The sequence below is a fragment of the Polaromonas potterensis genome, from assembly GCF_033446725.1.
Classification (GTDB): domain Bacteria; phylum Pseudomonadota; class Gammaproteobacteria; order Burkholderiales; family Burkholderiaceae_C; genus Polaromonas.
In genome coordinates this window covers 117,508-134,302 of sequence record NZ_JAWQLX010000004.1, presented here as the reverse complement: position 1 = coordinate 134,302, position 16,795 = coordinate 117,508, and the positions used below count along the sequence as shown (strand labels likewise).

The window sequence follows — 16,795 nt, the reverse complement described above, 5'->3', positions numbered from 1 at the left end:
TATCGGGCGAAAAGCCCCGATTATGAGCCGGGGTAGAAAGGTTTGCCAATCGCGGTCGGCATGTTCAGCCTGATCCAGCGCGGGTTGCGCGAGATCAGCACCAGCACCACGATGGTGGACAGGTAGGGCAGCATGGTCAGGAACTGGGACGGCACATCAACCCCCAGACCCTGCAGGTGAAACTGCAACATGGTCACGCCGCCGAACAGGTAAGCCCCAAGCAACACCCGGGCCGGACGCCAAGTCGCAAACGTGGTCAGCGCCAGCGCAATCCAGCCCTTGCCGGCAATCATGCCTTCGACCCACAAGGGCGTGTAGACCACCGACACATAAGCGCCGGCCAGGCCACACAAGGCGCCGCCGGCCACCACCGCCAGCAGGCGGATGCGCCGCACCGGGTAACCCAGCGCGTGCGCCGACTCCGGGCTTTCGCCAACCGAACGCAAGACCAGCCCGGCGCGTGTGCGGTACAAAAACCAGATCAGGCCAACCGTCAGGCCCATGGCGATGTAGACCATGGGATGCTGGCGAAACAGCGCCGGCCCCACAAAGGGCAAGTCGCTGAGCCAGGGGATCACATGTTGCGTCTGCTCGGGCAGTTTTTCCTGCACGTATTTGATGCCGGCAAAGGCCGAAAAACCCGCGCCGAACAAACTCAGGGCCAGCCCGGTCGCGTACTGGTTGGTGTTGAGCCAGATCACCAGCACACCAAACAGCGCGGCCAGCAAGGCACCGGCGGCCATGCCGGCGGCAAAACCCAGCCAGCTGTTGCCGGTATGCACCACAGTGACAAAGCCGGCAAGCGCGGCGCAGAGCATCATGCCTTCGGCGCCCAAATTAACGATGCCGGCTTTTTCGTTGATCAGCAAGCCCAAGGCGGCAATCGCCAGCACAGTGCCCGCACTCAAGGTGGCGGCCAGCAGCAATGCGGTGGACTCCATCAGCGCACCCCTCTTTTCTTGTAAGTCAGGCGGTAGGCCACCAACGTGTCGCAGGCCAGCAGGCTGAACAGCAGCAGGCCCTGGAACACGCCGGTCAGCGACTTGGGCAGGCCCAGACGCGACTGCGCCAGCTCCCCGCCTATATAAAACATGCTCATCAACACCGCCGAAAACACCATGCCGACCGGATGCAATCGCCCGACAAAGGCCACGATGATGGCGGCAAAACCGTAACCCGCCGGCACATAGGGCGTGAGCTGGCCAATCGGCCCGGCCACCTCCAGCGCACCGGCCAGACCGGCGGCCGCCCCCGAAGTCAGCAGCGCGACCCACAAGGCCTTGCGCGAAGAAAAGCCCGCATACCGCGCGGCGCTGGGCGCCAGGCCGCCGACCTGCTGGGCAAAGCCGGCATAGGTGCGAAACAGGAAAACCCACAAGGCCGCCGCCGCCGCCAGGCCCAGCAACAGGCCGATGCTGACACGCGAGCCGGTCATCAGGCGCGGAATCTGCGTCACCGCCTCGAAGGTTTTGGTCTGCGGAAAGTTGTAGCCGCCGGGGTCTTTCCAGGGGCCGAAGACCAGGTAACTCAGCACCATGTCGGCCACGTAGACCAGCATCAGGCTGACCAGGATTTCATTGGCGTTGAAGCGGTCACGCAGCAAGGCCGTGATACCGGCCCACACCATGCCGCCCAACATGCCGGCCGCGATGATGGCCGGAACAATCCACGGGCCAGTCGTTTTGTCGGCCAACAAGGCCACGCCGCCTGCGGCCACGGCACCGATGACAAACTGCCCCTCGGCGCCAATGTTCCAGACGTTGGAGCGAAAACACACGGCCAGGCCCAGCGCAATGATGAGCAGCGGCGTGGCCTTGACCATCAGCTCGCCCAGCGCGTACGGCGACTTGATGGGCTCCCAGAAAAAGATCTGCAGGCCACGCACCGGGTCTTTGCCCAGGGCCACAAACAGCAAGACACCAATCAGCACCGTGATCAGCAACGCCAGCACCGGCGATGCAAAAGTCCACAGGCGCGAAGGCTGGGGCCGGGCTTCAAGCTTGAACATGTTGCGCCCCGCTTTCCACAGGTGCCGCGTCATGCCAGAGCCCGCTCATCCATTGCCCGACCAGCCCGACGGTGGCACTGGCGCGCGGCATGGGCGGCGAGATCTGGCCCTTGGCCATCACATAGAGGCGGTCACAGAGGTCAAACAACTCCTCGAGTTCTTCGCTGACCACCAGCACGGCACAGCCGCTGTCGCGCAGCTTCAGGATTTCGCCGCGTATCTGGGCCGCCGCGCCCACGTCCACGCCCCAGGTCGGTTGCGAGACGATGAGCAGCGCCGGATTCGCCGCGATTTCACGGCCGACGATGAATTTTTGCAAATTGCCGCCCGACAAGGATTGCGCCGCCGCGCCGTCGCCAGAGGCCTTGACATGGAAACGGCGGATGATGGCATTGGCCTGTGCCCGCAAGCTACGCAGCTGCAGCCAGCCGCCGCGGCCCACCGCGTCTTTACGCGTGAGCAGCAGGTTGTGCGCCAGGCTCAGCGCCGGCACCGCACCACGCCCTAGCCTTTCTTCGGGCACAAAATGCAGGCCTAATACACGACGCTGCGCCGGGTTGAGCCGGCCCACACCCCGCCCCTTGACCTGCACGGCACCCGGCGCGGCGCGGGTGTCTTCACCCGACAGCGCGTACAGCAGTTCTTTTTGCCCGTTGCCAGACACACCGGCAATGCCAACCACCTCGCCGGCACGCACCGTCAGCGCAATGTGCTGCAAATCGACGCCAAACTGGTCTTCGCGGCTCAGGCTCAGATCACACACTTCCAGCACGGTGGCGCCCGGCGCCTGCTCGCGGTGCTCCAGCGCCGGCGGTTCGGCCCCAATCATCAGGCGGCTCAGCGAGGCGTTGGACTCCTGGCGCGGATCACAGACACCGGTGACCTTGCCACCGCGGAGCACCGTGCAGGCGCTGCACAAGGCCCGGATTTCATGCAGCTTGTGGCTGATGTACAAAATGCTGCAGCCCCGCTCGGCCAGCTGGCGCAGGGTGACAAACAGGTTTTCCACCGCCTGCGGTGTCAGCACCGAGGTCGGCTCGTCCAGGATCAACAAACGCGGGTTGGTCAACAAGGCCCGCACAATTTCCACGCGCTGGCGTTCGCCCACGCTCAAGGTGTGCACCGGCCGGGTGGGTTCCAGCTGCAGGCCGTATTCCTGCGTGGTGGCGCTGATACGCCGCGAGACCTCGGCCAGGCTCAGGTGTTTGTCCAGGCCCAGCCAGACGTTTTCGGCCACGGTCAGGGTGTCGAACAGGCTGAAATGCTGGAACACCATGCTGATGCCCAGGGCCCGCGCTTCCTGCGGATTGCGCACCACCACGGTCTGGCCGTCAATGGCCACGCTGCCGGCATCGGGCTTGACCGCGCCGTAGATGATTTTCATCAGGGTGGATTTGCCGGCGCCGTTTTCGCCGAGCACGGCATGGATCTCGCCGGGCAACACGGTCAGGGCGACCTCGCTGTTGGCCACCACCGCGGGGTAGGCCTTGGTGATGCCAGTCAGTTGCAGGCGCGGCACAGCGCCGGCAGCAGCAGCCTGGGCTTGAGAAAGAGGGGGAACAGTCATTGTCTCGTCGATTTTATTGATTTTTATAAGCTTTTCAGGCCTCTAGCCCTGATTGGTCGGGCGCAAACAGCTATTATTTTTGTAGCGAGGCGGCCACCGCCTTGACCCGCTCGCGCAACCACTTGGCCGACGCCGAGGCGTGGGTGCGCTCGTGCCAGAGCTGGTAATACATCATGGGGGGGAATTCGATCGGGCATGGCAGGATTTTCACCGGTAACACGCCGACATACCGTTCGCAATACTGGCGCCCCGTCGTCAACACCAGCAGGCTGTCGGCGACCATGGCCGGGATCAGGCCGAAATGTGGGCAGCGCGCCGTGATGTTGCGTTGCAGGCCCAGCCCGTCCAGCTGTTCATCAATCACCCCCTTGGCACCGGGATGGGTCGGTGTGGGGGCAATGTGTTCGGCGGCCAGCCAGGTAGCACGGTCCCAGCCGCGGCGCACCGCCGGGTGATCCTCGGCCACCAGACACACCACCTCGTCGCCGAACAGGCGCGCCAGGTGCAGGTCATCGGGCGGCGCCGGCCAGTTGCCGACCACCAGGTCGATGTCGCCCTGGGCCAGGCGTGCGCGGTAGTCCGACTCGCCCGACAACGCATGGATATTGATGTGGCACAGCGGCGCCTGGCTTTTGATCTGCGCCACCAGGCGCGGCAAAAACAGCGGGTCCATGTAGTCGCTGGCCGCCAGGCTGAAGCTGTGGGTGGCCGTGGCCGGCTCAAAGCCGCGTGCGTCGCTGAACAACACGGCGGCGGCCCGCAAAATACTGGCCGAAGGCTCGATCATGCGCAGGCCGGCATCGGTCGGCACCATGCCGGCGCCCGAACGCACCAGCAGCGGGTCACCCGCCAACTCGCGCAGGCGCTTGAGCGCCGCGCTGACGGCGGGCTGGTACATGCCCAGGCGGATGGCGGCGCGCGAAACGCTGCGTTCGGTCAGCACGGTGTTCAAGACCCTTATGAGATGGAGGTCTATCTTGTCGAATAAGGCCGGGTCGCTCATACCTTTTTATACATTTCCCTGATATGACGATCGGTATACCGACGCGCGCCAAATAGTCGTACGCTCAAACAAATGGACATTCAATCACCTCTCAAAACCATTCAATTTGTCAGGCATGGCGAAGTGATCTCGCTCGCCAATGTACCACCCAGCCGCACGCTGCTGGAGGTCTTGCGCGAAGACCTGGCCTGCACCGGCACCAAGGAGGGCTGCGGCGAAGGCGACTGCGGCGCCTGCACCGTGGTGGTCGGGGAAGCCGAGGGCGATCACCTTGTTTACCGGGCCATCAACAGCTGTATCAAGCTGGCGCATTCCATAGATGGCCAGGCGCTGTGGACCGTCGAAGACCTGGCCGCCCAGGACGGCAGCCTGCACCCGGCCCAACAAGCACTGGTCGATTGTCACGGCAGCCAATGCGGCTTTTGCACGCCGGGTTTTGTCATGAGCCTGTTCGGCATGTACCAAAACCACGTTTGCCAGGGCCGGACCATCACCCGTGAACTGGCCCAGGAAGAACTCTCGGGCAATCTGTGCCGCTGCACCGGCTACCGGCCCATCCTCGATGCTGCGCAACAGATGGCCGCCCTGCCCCCCGTGACTATCGACGAGGCCGAAACGCTATCAAAACTGAAGCTGCTTGCGCCCGCCCCTCAAGGGCTGGAGGCCAATTCGGCTTATAAATCCCCGCGCACGCTGGCGGCCCTGCTGCAAGCCCGCGCCGAACAGCCCGAGGCCCAGCTTGTTGCCGGCTGCACCGACGTGGGCCTCTGGGTAACCAAGATGCACATGCAGTTTGGCGAAGTGCTGGATGTGAGCAAGGTGCAGGAGTTGCGCCGGATTGAAGCCTACGAACACCACATCGCCATAGGCGCAGCCGTGCCGCTGGCTGATGCTTTTGCCGCACTGGTAAAAGACAGATCGCAATTGCAGACTTTTGCCACCCGTTTTGCCGGCCTGCCGGTGCGCAACGCCGGCACCCTGGGCGGCAACGTGGCCAATGGCTCGCCGATTGGCGATGCCATGCCGCTGCTGATTGCGCTGGGCGCCAACATCGTGCTGATGAGCCAGCGTGGTCACCGCGAGATGCCGCTGGAAGCGCTGTACACCGGCTACCGCAAAAACGTCATAGCCAAGGACGAGGTGCTGGCCTGGATCAAGGTACCGCGGCCGGTGCCAAACGAGTTGCTCAGAATCTACAAAATCTCCAAACGGTATGACGACGACATCTCGGCCGTCTGCCTGGCAGTGAACCTGCAAATCAGCCAAGGCCAAGTCACCCGCGCATCGATAGGCGCAGGCGGCGTGGCCGCCACGCCGGTGCGCGCCCACCAGACCGAAACCGCCCTCAGCGGCCAGCCCTGGACGTTGCAAACCGTGCAGCACGCCATCAGCACCCTGCGCGCCGAGTTTTCACCGATCTCCGACATGCGCGCCTCCAGCAGCTACCGCAGCGAGGTGCTGGGCAATCTGCTGCAACGTTTCTGGCTGGAAAGCCAGGGGCTGCAGCAGATCAATCTGGAATCTTTTGTTCTGGAAGAGGAAGCCTCGTGAACGCCCGCGAAAAACCCCGTGAGGAAGGCCCGATCAGCCGCGCCGACAACCCGTCCCCAGCGCTGACGCCGGTCCCCGCGCTCCAGCCAGCCGCCACACCTCAACGCAGCGGCGCCGCCGGTCGTTCGCACCCGCATGAAAGCGCACGCGCTCAGGTGGCTGGCGCCGCCACCTATGTGGACGACATTCCCGAAATCCGCGGCACCTTGTACGCCGCGCCCATTTTGTCGACGGTCGCACACGGCAAGTTGCTGGGTGTGGATGCCCGCGCCGCGCTGGCCCTGCCCGGCGTGCGCGATGTGATCCTGGCTTGCGACATTCCGGGTGATCCGCTGCTCGCCACGTTTGTGCATGACGAGCCGGTGTTTGCCACCGACACGGTTGAGCACGTCGGCCAGGTGGTTGGCCTGGTGATCGCCGACTCGGTGATGTTGGCGCGCCGCGCTGCGCGCAAAGTCAAACTCCAGATCGAAGAACTGCCGGCCATTCTGAATGTGCGCGACGCACTCCAGGCTGAAAGTTATGTCTTGCCGCCGGTGTTTGTGAAACGCGGTGATGCGGCCCAGGCGCTAAAAACCGCCCCCCACACTTTGAGCGGTCAGCTCGAAGTCGGCGGCCAGGAACATTTTTACCTCGAAGGCCAGGTGGCCTACGTGGTGCCGCAAGAGCAACAGCAGTGGCTGATTTATTCCAGCACCCAGCACCCCGGCGAGGTTCAGCACTGGGTGGCGCATGCGCTGGGCATCAGCAACCATGCGGTGCGTGTCGAGTGCCGGCGCATGGGCGGCGGTTTTGGCGGCAAAGAGACGCAAGCCGGCCATCTGGCCGTGTGGGCGGCGCTGGCGGCCCACAAACTGAAGTGCCCGATCAAGCTGCGGCTGGACCGCGACGACGACTTCATGGTCACCGGCAAACGCCACCCCTTTGCCTACGACTACACCGTGGGTTTTGACGACACGGGCCGGCTGAGCGGCCTGCAACTCATGATGGCAGCCAACTGCGGCTTTAGCGCGGACCTCAGCGGCCCGGTCGCCGACCGCGCGATTTTCCACACCGACAACGCCTATTTTCTGGAAGACGTGGAGATTGCGTCTTACCGCTGCAAGACCAACACCCAAAGCCACACGGCCTTCCGCGGTTTCGGCGGCCCGCAAGGTGTGGTACTGATCGAAACCATACTCGGCGACATCGCGCGGCAGTTGAAGCTGGACCCGCTGGATGTGCGCAAGCGCAACCTCTACGGCGTGGACGAGCGCAATATCACGCACTACCAGATGCAGGTCGAGGACAACATCCTCGAACCCTTGTTATCAAAACTGGCGCTGACGGCGGACTACCGACGCCGGCGGGAGGCCATTTTGGCCTGGAACGCCAAGAGCCCGGTGATCAAACGCGGCATCGCCATCACGCCGGTCAAGTTCGGCATCTCCTTCACCGCCACCCTGTTCAACCAGGCCGGCGCGCTGGTGCATGTCTACACCGACGGCAGCGTGCAGGTCAACCACGGCGGCACCGAAATGGGCCAGGGCCTGAACACCAAGGTGGCGCAAATCGTGGCCGACGAACTGGGCGTGGCCTTTGAAGACGTGTTGGCCACGGCCAGCGACACCAGCAAAATACCGAATGCCTCGGCCACCGCCGCCTCGGCCGGCACCGACCTCAACGCGCGGGCCGCGCAATACGCGGCGCGCAACGTGCGTGACAACCTGGCGCAGTTTGTCTCCGGCCTGGACAGCTGCGGCGCCGGCGCCGTGACTTTTTCGGGCGGCTTGATTCACTCGCCAAAAAACAGCCGGCCTTTCCCCGAAGTGGTGCGCCTGGCTTATGCCAACCGCATCCAGTTGTGGAGCGACGGCTTTTACCGCACGCCGAAAATCCATTACGACAAAACCACGCTCACCGGCCGGCCGTTTTATTATTTTGCCTATGGCGCCGCCTGCAGCGAAGTCGCCATCGACACCCTGACCGGCGAAAGCCGGGTCTTGAAAGTCGACATCCTGCACGACGTCGGCACCCCCATCAACCCGGCCATAGACATCGGCCAGATCGAAGGCGGGTTTGTGCAGGGCATGGGCTGGCTGACCACCGAACAACTGGTGTGGAATGACAAGGGATACCTGTCCACCCACGCACCCAGTACCTACAAAATTCCCGCCACCGGCGACATTCCCGAACACTTCAAGATTGATCTGTGGCCGGAGCCCAACCGCGAAGACAACGTTTTCGGCAGCAAAGCCGTCGGCGAGCCGCCTTTCATGCTGGCCATCAGTGTGCTGGAGGCCTTGAAAGAGGCGGTCGCCGCGGCACGTGAGGGAGCGGTGCGGCTGGATGCGCCAGCGACGGCAGAACATGTCCTGGCGGCGCTGAAGCGCCCCGAACCCCGCCGCTAGCCTCCTCAGGAACTCACCGCCTCCAGCACGGGCGTGCTGCGGCCGGCCAACGCGCTGCGCGCAAACAGCGGTGAGGCGGAACTGGCCGACGCCAGCTCGGACGCCACCGCCAGCAACTCGGGGCCGAGTTCCAGCATGCGTTGTTCGGTCAGGCGCACCAGCGGCCCGGCCACGGTGATGACACCGATCGCCGCCTCGCCCTTGCGTTGCACGGGCGCGGCCATGGCCGTCATGCCGGGCGCATACATTTCGTTGATCAGGCTGAAACCGCGCTTGCGGTCGTCCTGCAGGATACGCGTGAGCGCCTTGATGGTGGTCGGGGCCTTGGGGCCATAAAGTTTGGGGTCGCCAAAACCTTGCATGGAGACAATCTCGAGGGCCCGCTCGTCGCTCAGGGTCATCAGCCAGGCGTGGCCGCCGGCGCTGCAGGACAGCCGGACATCGATGCCCATGTCCGGGTCGTAACGCAGGCCGGAACGTGCGCCCTGCGCCTTGGCCACAAAGGTCAGGCGTTCGCCATCCACGATGGCCAGCCGCACCAACTCGCCCGAGGTTTCCGCCATGCGATCAATCAGCGGTTGCGCAATGTCGACGATGCCCGAACTGCTCAGGAAACTCAGGCCTAACGCCGCCAGCTTGGTGGTCAGCGCGTAATCGCCGTGCTCACGCAGCTGGCGCACATAACCGCAGCGCACCAGCTCAACCAGCAGGCGGTGGCAGGCGCTGCGTGGCATGTCCAGATCCTGGGCAATGCCGGCCAGGGCCATACCTTCCGGGTAGGCGGCCAGGTATTCAAGGATGGCGAAGGAACGTTCCAGCGTGCTGCTCATGCTTTCATTCTCCAATAGTCTTTCATCATTTATTTCCGGAACGTTATTCCGAACTGGAATTCAATTCCAATTCCTGCTACATTGTATTCCGCAAGACCATACCACCCGCTTTTTTGAGGAGACAAAACCATGCAGAAAGCTTCCCTTCGCCGCGCCCTGGCGTGTGCCTTCCTTTCCATCGTCGCCACGGCCGTTTCGGCGCAGGACATCCAGGAACGGACGCTCAAGTTCGGCCACCTGAACAACGCCGACCATCCGGTCAGCTTTGGCGTGAAACGATTTGCCGAACTGCTGGCCAGCAAAAGCGGCGGCAAGCTGAAGGTGCAGGAGTTCCCCGCCTCGCAACTGGGCAACGAGTTGCAGCAGCAGTCGGCGCTGCAGGGCGGCGTGCAGGAGATGTCGGCACCGGCCACCACCTCGCTGGCCGGCATCGTCAAGGAATTCGGCCTGGTGGACTTCCCCTTCGCTGTGAGCAGTTTTGCCCAGGCCGACGCGCTGCTCGACGGCCCGCTCGGCCAGGCGCTGATCGCCAAGCTGCCGGAAAAAGGCCTGGTCGCGCTCGGCTACTGGGACTTGGGCTTTCGCAATGTCACCAACAGCAAACGTCCGATCACCAAACCCGAAGACCTGGACGGCCTGAAAATCCGCGTGATTCCCAACCCGGTGTTTCTCGATACCTTCAAGGCCTTCAAGGCCAACCCGGTGCCCATGCCTTTCGCCGAGTTGTACGGCGCGCTGGAAGCCAAGGCGGTGGACGGCCAGGAAAACCCCTTTGCCGTGATCCTGTCGAACAAGTTTTTCGAGGTCAACAAGTTTGTCAGCGCCACCAACCATGTGTACGCGGCCAACATCGTGCTGGTCAGCAAGAAGTTCTGGGACAAACTTTCGGCCACCGAGAAGAAGATCATGAACGACGCGGCCAATGAAGCCCGCGGCTACCAGCGCCAGGTCAGCCGCGCCGCCGCGCAAAAGGCCGTCGGTGAACTGCAGGCCAAGGGCATGCAATACAACGAACTCAGCGCCGAGCAGCAGGAGCGCATGCGCCAGATCGCCAGGCCCGTGACCGACAAGTTTTCCGCCAGTTACGAGCCGGCCATCGTCAAGCTGTACAACGACGAACTGGCCCGGGTTCGCAAATAAAAACGAGCTTGACACCCCTATGAAAATCCTTGTCCTGCATGGGCCGAACCTGAACCTGTTCGGCCGGCGCGAACCCCACATCTACGGCACCACCACGCTGGCGCAAATCAACGACCAGCTCACGGCCCTCGCGACCGAGCTGGAGGTGACGCTGGAGATTCTTCAGTCCAACCACGAAGGTGCGCTGATCGACTTTCTGCACCAGCACATCGACGACGCGCAGGGGGCGCTGGTCAATCCGGCCGGCCTCACGCAGCACGGCGTGCCGCTGCACGATGCGATCAAGGCCATGCCTTTCCCGGTGCTGGAAGTACACATGTCCAACATCGCCGCACGCGAGCCCTGGCGCAGCCACTCCATCATCTCGCCAGCCGTCAAGGGAACCATCCAGGGCCTGGGGCCGCAGTCCTACCTGCTGGCCCTGCGCGGCATCGCCGCACTGGCTCGCCAAGCCACGACGAACTAGGCGCGGCCATGACGCGCATGATCGACTGGCTTTGCCAGGGCCTGGAGTTTTTGATCGCTGCAGCGCTGGCCATCATGGTGCTGCTGGTGTTTGGCAACGTGGTGCTTCGTTACGGCTTTAACTCCGGCATCACGGTGTCGGAGGAAGTCTCGCGCTGGCTTTTCATCTGGAGCACGTTTCTGGGGGCCGTCGTCGCCCTGCGCGAACACGGTCACCTGGGCATCGACATGGTGGTCGGGCGCCTGCCGGCCTGGGGCAAACGTCTCTGCCTGCTGATCGGCCACGTACTGATGCTTTTCATTGTGGGGCTGCTGTTCAAGGGCAGCCTGGAGCAGACCAAAATCAACTGGGAGGTCACCGCGCCCACCACGGGCTGGTCCATGGCCATCGTCTCATCAGCCGGCCTGGTTTTCGCGGTGCTGGCGGGTCTGCTGTTGCTGGTGGACCTGTACAAAATTGTCACCGGCCAGCTTTCGGAAGATGAACTGGTGATGGTGCAGGAATCGGAAGAAGCCGTGCAACTCAAGCAGGTGCTGGCCGATGCCGGCGCGCCGGGAAGGGCCACGCCATGACTATTTTCATTTTTCTTGGTTCGCTGCTGGCGGCCATGGCACTGGGCATTCCCATTGCGTTTGCGTTGCTGAGCAGCGGCGTGGCGCTGATGTGGCACCTGGACCTTTTTGATGCGCAAATCCTGGCGCAGAACCTGCTCGGCGGCGCCGACAGTTTTCCGCTGCTGGCCGTGCCCTTTTTCATGCTGGCCGGCGAGGTGATGAACGTCGGCGGCCTGTCGCGCCGCATCGTCGACCTGGCGCTGGCGCTGGTCGGCCACGTCAAGGGCGGGCTGGGTTACGTGACCATCATGGCCGGCTGCCTGCTGTCGGCGCTGTCGGGTTCCGCCGTCGCCGACGCCGCAGCCCTCACAGCCCTGCTGCTGCCGATGATGGTGAAGGCCGGCCACAACAAGGTGCGTGCCGGCGGCCTGATTGCCTCGGTGGGCGTGATCGGTCCGGTGATCCCGCCCAGCATCGGGCTGGTGATTTTCGGGGTGGCGGCCAATGTGTCCATCTCCAAGCTGTTCCTCGCGGCCATCGTGCCTGGCCTGCTCATAGGCGGCGCCTTGTGGGTCACCTGGGCCTGGCTGGTGCGGCGCGAAGACATCGTGCCGCCACCGCGCAAATCAAGCGCCGAAATCATGAAGGCCTTTCGCGAGGCGACCTGGGCTCTGCTGCTGCCGGCGATCATCCTGGTGGGCCTGCGCATGGGGGTCTTCACACCGACGGAAGCGGCGGTGGTCGCGGCGGTGTATGCCCTCTTCGTCTCCACCGTCATTTACGGCGAGCTGAAACTGTCGCAGCTGTATGGCATTTTTGTGAGTTCCGCCAAAACCAGCGCAGTCGTGATGTTTCTCATCGCCGCCGCCATGGTCAGCGCCTGGCTGATCACGGTGGCCAACCTGCCGGCCACGGTGGTCAGCCTGCTGCAGCCCTTCATGGACAGCCCCATCCTGCTGATGGCGGCCATCATGGTGCTGGTGATGCTGGTGGGTACGGCGATGGACATGACGCCCACCATTCTGATCCTGACACCGGTGCTGATGCCTGTGATCAAGGCGGCGGGCATAGACCCGGTTTATTTTGGCGTGTTGTTCATCATCAACAACTCCATCGGGCTGGTGACGCCGCCGGTGGGCACGGTGCTCAACGTGGTGGCCGGCGTGGGGCGCATGAGCATGGACGATGTCACCAAGGGCGTGATCCCCTTCATGCTGGCCGAGTTTGCCGTGATGTTCCTGATGGTGGCCTTCCCGGCGCTGGTGACGGTGCCGGCACGCTGGTTCTCCGGCTGAAAATCCGCCGAACAGTTCAGTGCGCGGTAGCGGATTCAGCGGCTCGCAGTCGCTCTGTTTTTGATAGCTAATTGCGCACAAGGGATAAGGGCTGGAGGCCAATTTTTCTTACAAACCAGCCTCCCGCCCTTGGTTCTGGCGTGGCGGCCCCCCCCATAAAACGCGGAGCCCCATCGACGGCCTCCATCCAACGAGGGGGCCGTCGCCTGGCAGCAGCCTCACCCTGGATGGTCTCAGAGGCTGAGCGACGACGCCCCTGCCAGCAGCCGCTCGTGCATGGCGCTGGCGCCAACAATCACCACGCCCTCAATAAAGTCCTCTTGCGTGTAGCCGCGTGACTTGACGCAAGGCGGGCAGGCCCAGACCGTGCCGCCTCTATGCACAAAGTCGTCAATCAACGCCTTGAGCGGGTCCAGCGGCGGCACCTGGGTCAACTCAACGGCGCGCTTGCGCACCAGGTCCACCGCCGCACTGGTCAGGAAGGCATACACCTTGAAGCCAGCCGTGATGCCGCCATTGGCGATCGTGAATGCAACCGATGACAATTCGTGATCGGCGCCCTTGGTCATCAGGACGACCAGTTCTTTGGATGATTCGGACATGGGGCATTTCCCTCGCAGTTAAGATAGATCAGCGTCTCGCGCCTTGCGGGACCCCTGTATGTTGTCGTGATTGACGGTGGCTGTCCTGCCCGGGCGTTCGGCGTTTTTGCCCGAAACGCCGCAAACAGGTTAGACCCCCTTCAAGCGGAAAAAGCCAGGAGAGCCCCTCATGGACGTGTTATCCGACGTGTTACGGATCGTCAGGCTCAAAGGCGCCCTGTTCCTCAACGCGCAGTTCCACGAACCCTGGTCGGTGGTGGCCCCTCACGGCGCCGAACTGGCCTCGGCGCTGTCTCCCGCCCACAAGCACATCGCCATCTGCCACCTGCTGGTCGAAGGGCGTTGCTAGGCCCAATTGCCCGGCGGCAAAGCGGTCGCGCTGGAGGCCGGCGACGTCCTTGTGTTGCCCCAGGGCGACGCACACCTGGTGGGCAGCGGCCTGCACCACGGGCCGGTCGACCCAGCGCACGCGGTCAGGCCCAAGCTGCCCAAGCTGGCCCTGGCGCGTTACGGCGGCGACGGCGCGGCGACGCTACTGGTCTGTGGCTGGTTCGCCTACGAGCGCCAGATCGCCACGCCGCTGATGTCCACCCTGCCGCTGATGTTTCACATCAACATCCGGCAGCGCGAATTAGGGCCCTGGCTGGAACATTCAATCCGCTACGCTGCCAGTGAAGCGGCCTCGGGCCGGCCTGGTGCCGATGCGATGGCCACCAAGCTGGCCGAGTTGCTGTTCGTCGAAGCCTTGCGCGCCCATATCGAAACCCAACCCGAACAAACCACCGGCTGGCTGGCCGGCCTGCGCGACCCCCAGGTCGGGCGCAGCATCGCGCTGCTGCACGAGCGACCGGCGCAAGGCTGGACGGTGGCCTCCCTGGCCCAAGAGGTGAACGTGTCGCGCACGGTGCTGGCCGAGCGCTTCGCCCTGCTGATGGGCATTCCGCCCATGCAATACCTGACCCATTGGCGCCTGGCGCTGGCGGCGAACGCGCTGCGCAGCGGCCACCTCAGCCTGACGCGGATTGCCGAACAGGTGGGTTATGAATCGGAGGCGGCCTTCAGTCGCGCCTTCAGGCGCACGTATGGCATGCCTCCCGGTGCCTGGCGGCGCAAGGTGGAGATGGGTCCCCGGCATTGAGGCCTGGGCTCAAACGACGTTCACGTTCAACGGCCCGACCTTATGCATCTTTAAGCCGTACCACACGGTGCTCACGCATCTGCTCCAGCCGGTTGATACCCAGCAGCGCCATGTTGCGCATGATTTCTTCTGACAGGAGCTTGATCGCATGGCTCACCCCGGCCCCACCCGCAATGGACGCCGCGTAATTAAAGGGCCGACCAACAAAAACAAAACGCGCGCCCAGCGCCATGGCTTTGAGTACGTCGTTGCCACGGCGTATGCCGCTGTCCATCATCACCGGCAGATCACCCATGGCCTCGACAATGCCGGGCAAGACGCGCAGCGGTGAAACAGCGCCATCCAGCTGGCGCCCGCCGTGGTTGGACACGATGATGCCGTCCACACCGCAGTCGCGCGCCATGCGTGCATCGTCCACACGCATCAGGCCTTTGACCACCAGATCGCCCTTCCACAAGGCACGGATCATGCGCAGGTGCTCCCAGTTCAGGTGGTCGCGCGCGCCAAAGTCGCGCGTCACGTTGCGCGACAGGATAGGCGCACCACGTGTGGCCTGCGAGTTCTCGAAATGCGGCATCCCGTGTTGCACCAGGGTGCGCAGCGCCGTGCCCCACAACCAGCGCGGGCGCGTGAAACCGTCCCAGGCCAGCTTCAGGCTGGGACGCAACGGGGTCGAAAAACCCACACGCACCTGGTTCTCGCGGTTGCCGGAAACGGTGGTGTCCGCCGTGATGACCAGCGTGCGGTAACCTGCTTGCGCCACCCGAGCAATCAGCGTCTCGATACGCGCCGGCTCGCCCGGCACATAAGCCTGGAACCAGGCCCGAGGGTTGACTCGCCGAACATCTTCCAGCGCGATCAGGCCGGTGCCGCTCACCAGCATCGGGATGTTGGCCGCGGCAGCCGCCTGCGCCAGCACCAGGTCGCCGCGGTAGGCGCTCAAGGCACACAAGCCCATGGGTGCGATCCCGAAAGGGCTGGCCCAGGTGTGGCCAAACAGCGAGGTCGCCTGCGAACGTTGAGACACGCCTTGCAACACGCGCGGCACAAAACCGTAGTCGGCAAAGGCCGCGCGGTTGCCGTGCAGCGAAGCATCGGTTTCGCAGCCACCCGACACATAACCGAACACCGGTGCCGGCAGGTGGCGGCGGGCCGCGTCCTCGAAATCGTCGAGTGACAGAATCTTGCGCAGACGGCGTGGTAGGCGGGTGTTGGCGGATGGACTGAGGGCTGGTAGAGAATGCGGGGTAAGCATATTTTTGTGCGTGGTTCGTCCATCAACGATTAATTTTTGTGAAACTCGAAGCCCTCAACACCTTGATCGCCGTCATGCACCACGGCAGTTTTGTCGCCGCGTCCGAGTTTGTGCACCTGACACCCAGCGCCGTGAGCCTGCAAATCAAGCAGTTGGAGGAATACTTCGGCCAGCCGCTGTTCGACCGCTCGGCCCGACAGGCGCGGCCTACCGCGTTTGCACAGGAGTTGTCGTCCACCGTGCGCCGCGCGCTCGGCGAGATCGAGGCCATGCGCCGGCCCGCGCGAGGCAGTGTCAGCGGGCGTATCCGGCTGGGCACCATCGAGTCGGTGCAAATGAGTGTTCTGCCCGCCGCGTTTGCGTCCTTGCGTGCCGCAGCGCCCGCGCTGACCCTGCATTTCGTGCGCGGCTCCACGGCGAGTTTGCTGGATGAGTTGAAAGCCGGGCGTATCGATGTCGCCGTGGTGGTGCGCCCGCCCTCGGGTGGCTCCAGCCGCCTGCACTGGACCCCCTTGCGTCGCGACCCCTTTGTCATGGTGGTGCCCGTCGATGCGCGGGGCAACAAGCCGCTGGATTTCCTCAAAACATACGACTGGATACGCCTGGAGCGCAAGCTGAGTGCGGGCCGCGTCGCGGCGCAATATGTCGAGAAACTTGCGCCCAACGTGCGTCGCTCCATCGAGTTGCCGAGTATTGAAGGCATTGTGGCCATGGTGGGTGCGGGGCTGGGCGTGTCGGTGGTGCCGCAATTGCGCAAGGAGCTGCTACGCGCTTACGACGTGCGGGAAGTGGCGCTCGGCGACAACCGCATCCATCGCCAGGTGGCCCTGGTGTGCCGCAGCGCGGATGCGGAAGACAGGCGCCAACTGGCAGTTCGTGATGCCTTTCTGGTCGCACTGGAGCAACGCGGCGAGGCGCAAGCCCTGCCTACAGAGACACCGCCCGTGCCCAAGTTGCGAAAATCGGCCACAGCGAAATAAGCCACGGCGCGATTCG

15 protein-coding genes and 1 pseudogene are annotated in these 16,795 nt (G+C 63.8%); 9 read left to right on the top strand and 7 right to left on the bottom strand.

Annotated elements, in window-relative coordinates:
• Window positions 1-20: 20 nt before the first annotated feature.
• The 4 genes from R6254_RS09430 to R6254_RS09415 all read right to left on the bottom strand — a co-directional run bounded on the left by R6254_RS09430 (window position 21) and on the right by R6254_RS09415 (window position 4,578).
• A complete protein-coding gene (locus R6254_RS09430) occupies window positions 21-941 on the bottom strand; it encodes an ABC transporter permease (protein WP_318406298.1) in 921 nt (306 codons plus the stop codon).
• A complete protein-coding gene (locus R6254_RS09425) occupies window positions 941-2,008 on the bottom strand; it encodes an ABC transporter permease (RefSeq protein ID WP_318406297.1) in 1,068 nt (355 codons plus the stop codon). The genes R6254_RS09430 and R6254_RS09425 overlap by 1 nt, the downstream gene beginning before the upstream one ends.
• Window positions 1,995-3,575 carry an ABC transporter ATP-binding protein gene (locus R6254_RS09420; RefSeq protein WP_318406296.1) on the bottom strand — a complete coding sequence of 527 codons (1,581 nt, stop codon included), beginning with the start codon at window positions 3,573-3,575 and terminating at the stop codon, window positions 1,995-1,997. Before R6254_RS09420 ends, R6254_RS09425 begins: the two co-directional genes overlap by 14 nt.
• 73 nt (window positions 3,576-3,648) lie before the next feature.
• Window positions 3,649-4,578: a LysR family transcriptional regulator gene (locus tag R6254_RS09415; RefSeq protein WP_318406295.1), complete on the bottom strand. Its 930-nt coding sequence runs from the start codon at window positions 4,576-4,578 to the stop codon at window positions 3,649-3,651.
• A 72-nt stretch (window positions 4,579-4,650) separates the two neighbouring features.
• On the opposite strand from R6254_RS09415, the gene xdhA reads away from it, so the two are divergent.
• Both xdhA and xdhB read left to right on the top strand, forming a co-directional pair.
• Complete coding sequence (gene xdhA / locus R6254_RS09410) at window positions 4,651-6,129, top strand: xanthine dehydrogenase small subunit (protein WP_318406293.1); 1,479 nt, start codon at window positions 4,651-4,653, stop codon at window positions 6,127-6,129.
• Entirely contained in the window at window positions 6,126-8,519 is a 2,394-nt protein-coding gene (gene xdhB, locus R6254_RS09405; RefSeq protein WP_412103141.1) for a xanthine dehydrogenase molybdopterin binding subunit, read from the top strand. Before xdhA ends, xdhB begins: the two co-directional genes overlap by 4 nt.
• A gap of 5 nt (window positions 8,520-8,524) precedes the next feature.
• Here the strand turns inward: xdhB and R6254_RS09400 are convergent, their stop codons facing one another.
• Window positions 8,525-9,349: an IclR family transcriptional regulator gene (locus R6254_RS09400; RefSeq protein ID WP_318406291.1), complete on the bottom strand. Its 825-nt coding sequence runs from the start codon at window positions 9,347-9,349 to the stop codon at window positions 8,525-8,527.
• Window positions 9,350-9,478: 129 nt separating this feature from the next.
• Here R6254_RS09400 and R6254_RS09395 point away from each other — a divergent pair, with 129 nt between their 5' ends.
• From R6254_RS09395 to R6254_RS09380, 4 genes are read left to right on the top strand one after another with little or no spacing between them, the layout of a single operon-like run.
• Window positions 9,479-10,489: a TRAP transporter substrate-binding protein gene (locus R6254_RS09395; protein WP_318406290.1), complete on the top strand. Its 1,011-nt coding sequence runs from the start codon at window positions 9,479-9,481 to the stop codon at window positions 10,487-10,489.
• Window positions 10,490-10,508: 19 nt separating this feature from the next.
• Window positions 10,509-10,955: a type II 3-dehydroquinate dehydratase gene (locus R6254_RS09390; protein ID WP_318406288.1), complete on the top strand. Its 447-nt coding sequence runs from the start codon at window positions 10,509-10,511 to the stop codon at window positions 10,953-10,955.
• An 8-nt stretch (window positions 10,956-10,963) separates the two neighbouring features.
• Complete coding sequence (locus R6254_RS09385; RefSeq protein ID WP_318406287.1) at window positions 10,964-11,527, top strand: TRAP transporter small permease; 564 nt, start codon at window positions 10,964-10,966, stop codon at window positions 11,525-11,527.
• Window positions 11,524-12,804 carry a TRAP transporter large permease gene (locus R6254_RS09380; RefSeq protein WP_318406286.1) on the top strand — a complete coding sequence of 427 codons (1,281 nt, stop codon included), beginning with the start codon at window positions 11,524-11,526 and terminating at the stop codon, window positions 12,802-12,804. Before R6254_RS09385 ends, R6254_RS09380 begins: the two co-directional genes overlap by 4 nt.
• A gap of 233 nt (window positions 12,805-13,037) precedes the next feature.
• On the opposite strand, the gene R6254_RS09375 is transcribed toward R6254_RS09380, so the two are convergent.
• Window positions 13,038-13,406: a DsrE family protein gene (locus R6254_RS09375; protein WP_318406284.1), complete on the bottom strand. Its 369-nt coding sequence runs from the start codon at window positions 13,404-13,406 to the stop codon at window positions 13,038-13,040.
• Window positions 13,407-13,575: 169 nt separating this feature from the next.
• Between R6254_RS09375 and R6254_RS09370 the strand changes: the two are divergent.
• Window positions 13,576-14,157, top strand: a pseudogene (locus R6254_RS09370) (cupin domain-containing protein); the annotation flags it as partial.
• Window positions 14,158-14,271: 114 nt separating this feature from the next.
• Window positions 14,272-14,544 carry a helix-turn-helix transcriptional regulator gene (locus R6254_RS09365; protein WP_318406672.1) on the top strand — a complete coding sequence of 91 codons (273 nt, stop codon included), beginning with the start codon at window positions 14,272-14,274 and terminating at the stop codon, window positions 14,542-14,544.
• A gap of 40 nt (window positions 14,545-14,584) precedes the next feature.
• Here the strand turns inward: R6254_RS09365 and R6254_RS09360 are convergent, their stop codons facing one another.
• Complete coding sequence (locus R6254_RS09360) at window positions 14,585-15,799, bottom strand: alpha-hydroxy acid oxidase (protein ID WP_318406282.1); 1,215 nt, start codon at window positions 15,797-15,799, stop codon at window positions 14,585-14,587.
• A 38-nt stretch (window positions 15,800-15,837) separates the two neighbouring features.
• On the opposite strand from R6254_RS09360, the gene R6254_RS09355 reads away from it, so the two are divergent.
• A complete protein-coding gene (locus R6254_RS09355; RefSeq protein ID WP_318406281.1) occupies window positions 15,838-16,779 on the top strand; it encodes a LysR family transcriptional regulator in 942 nt (313 codons plus the stop codon).
• Window positions 16,780-16,795 lie beyond the last annotated feature (16 nt).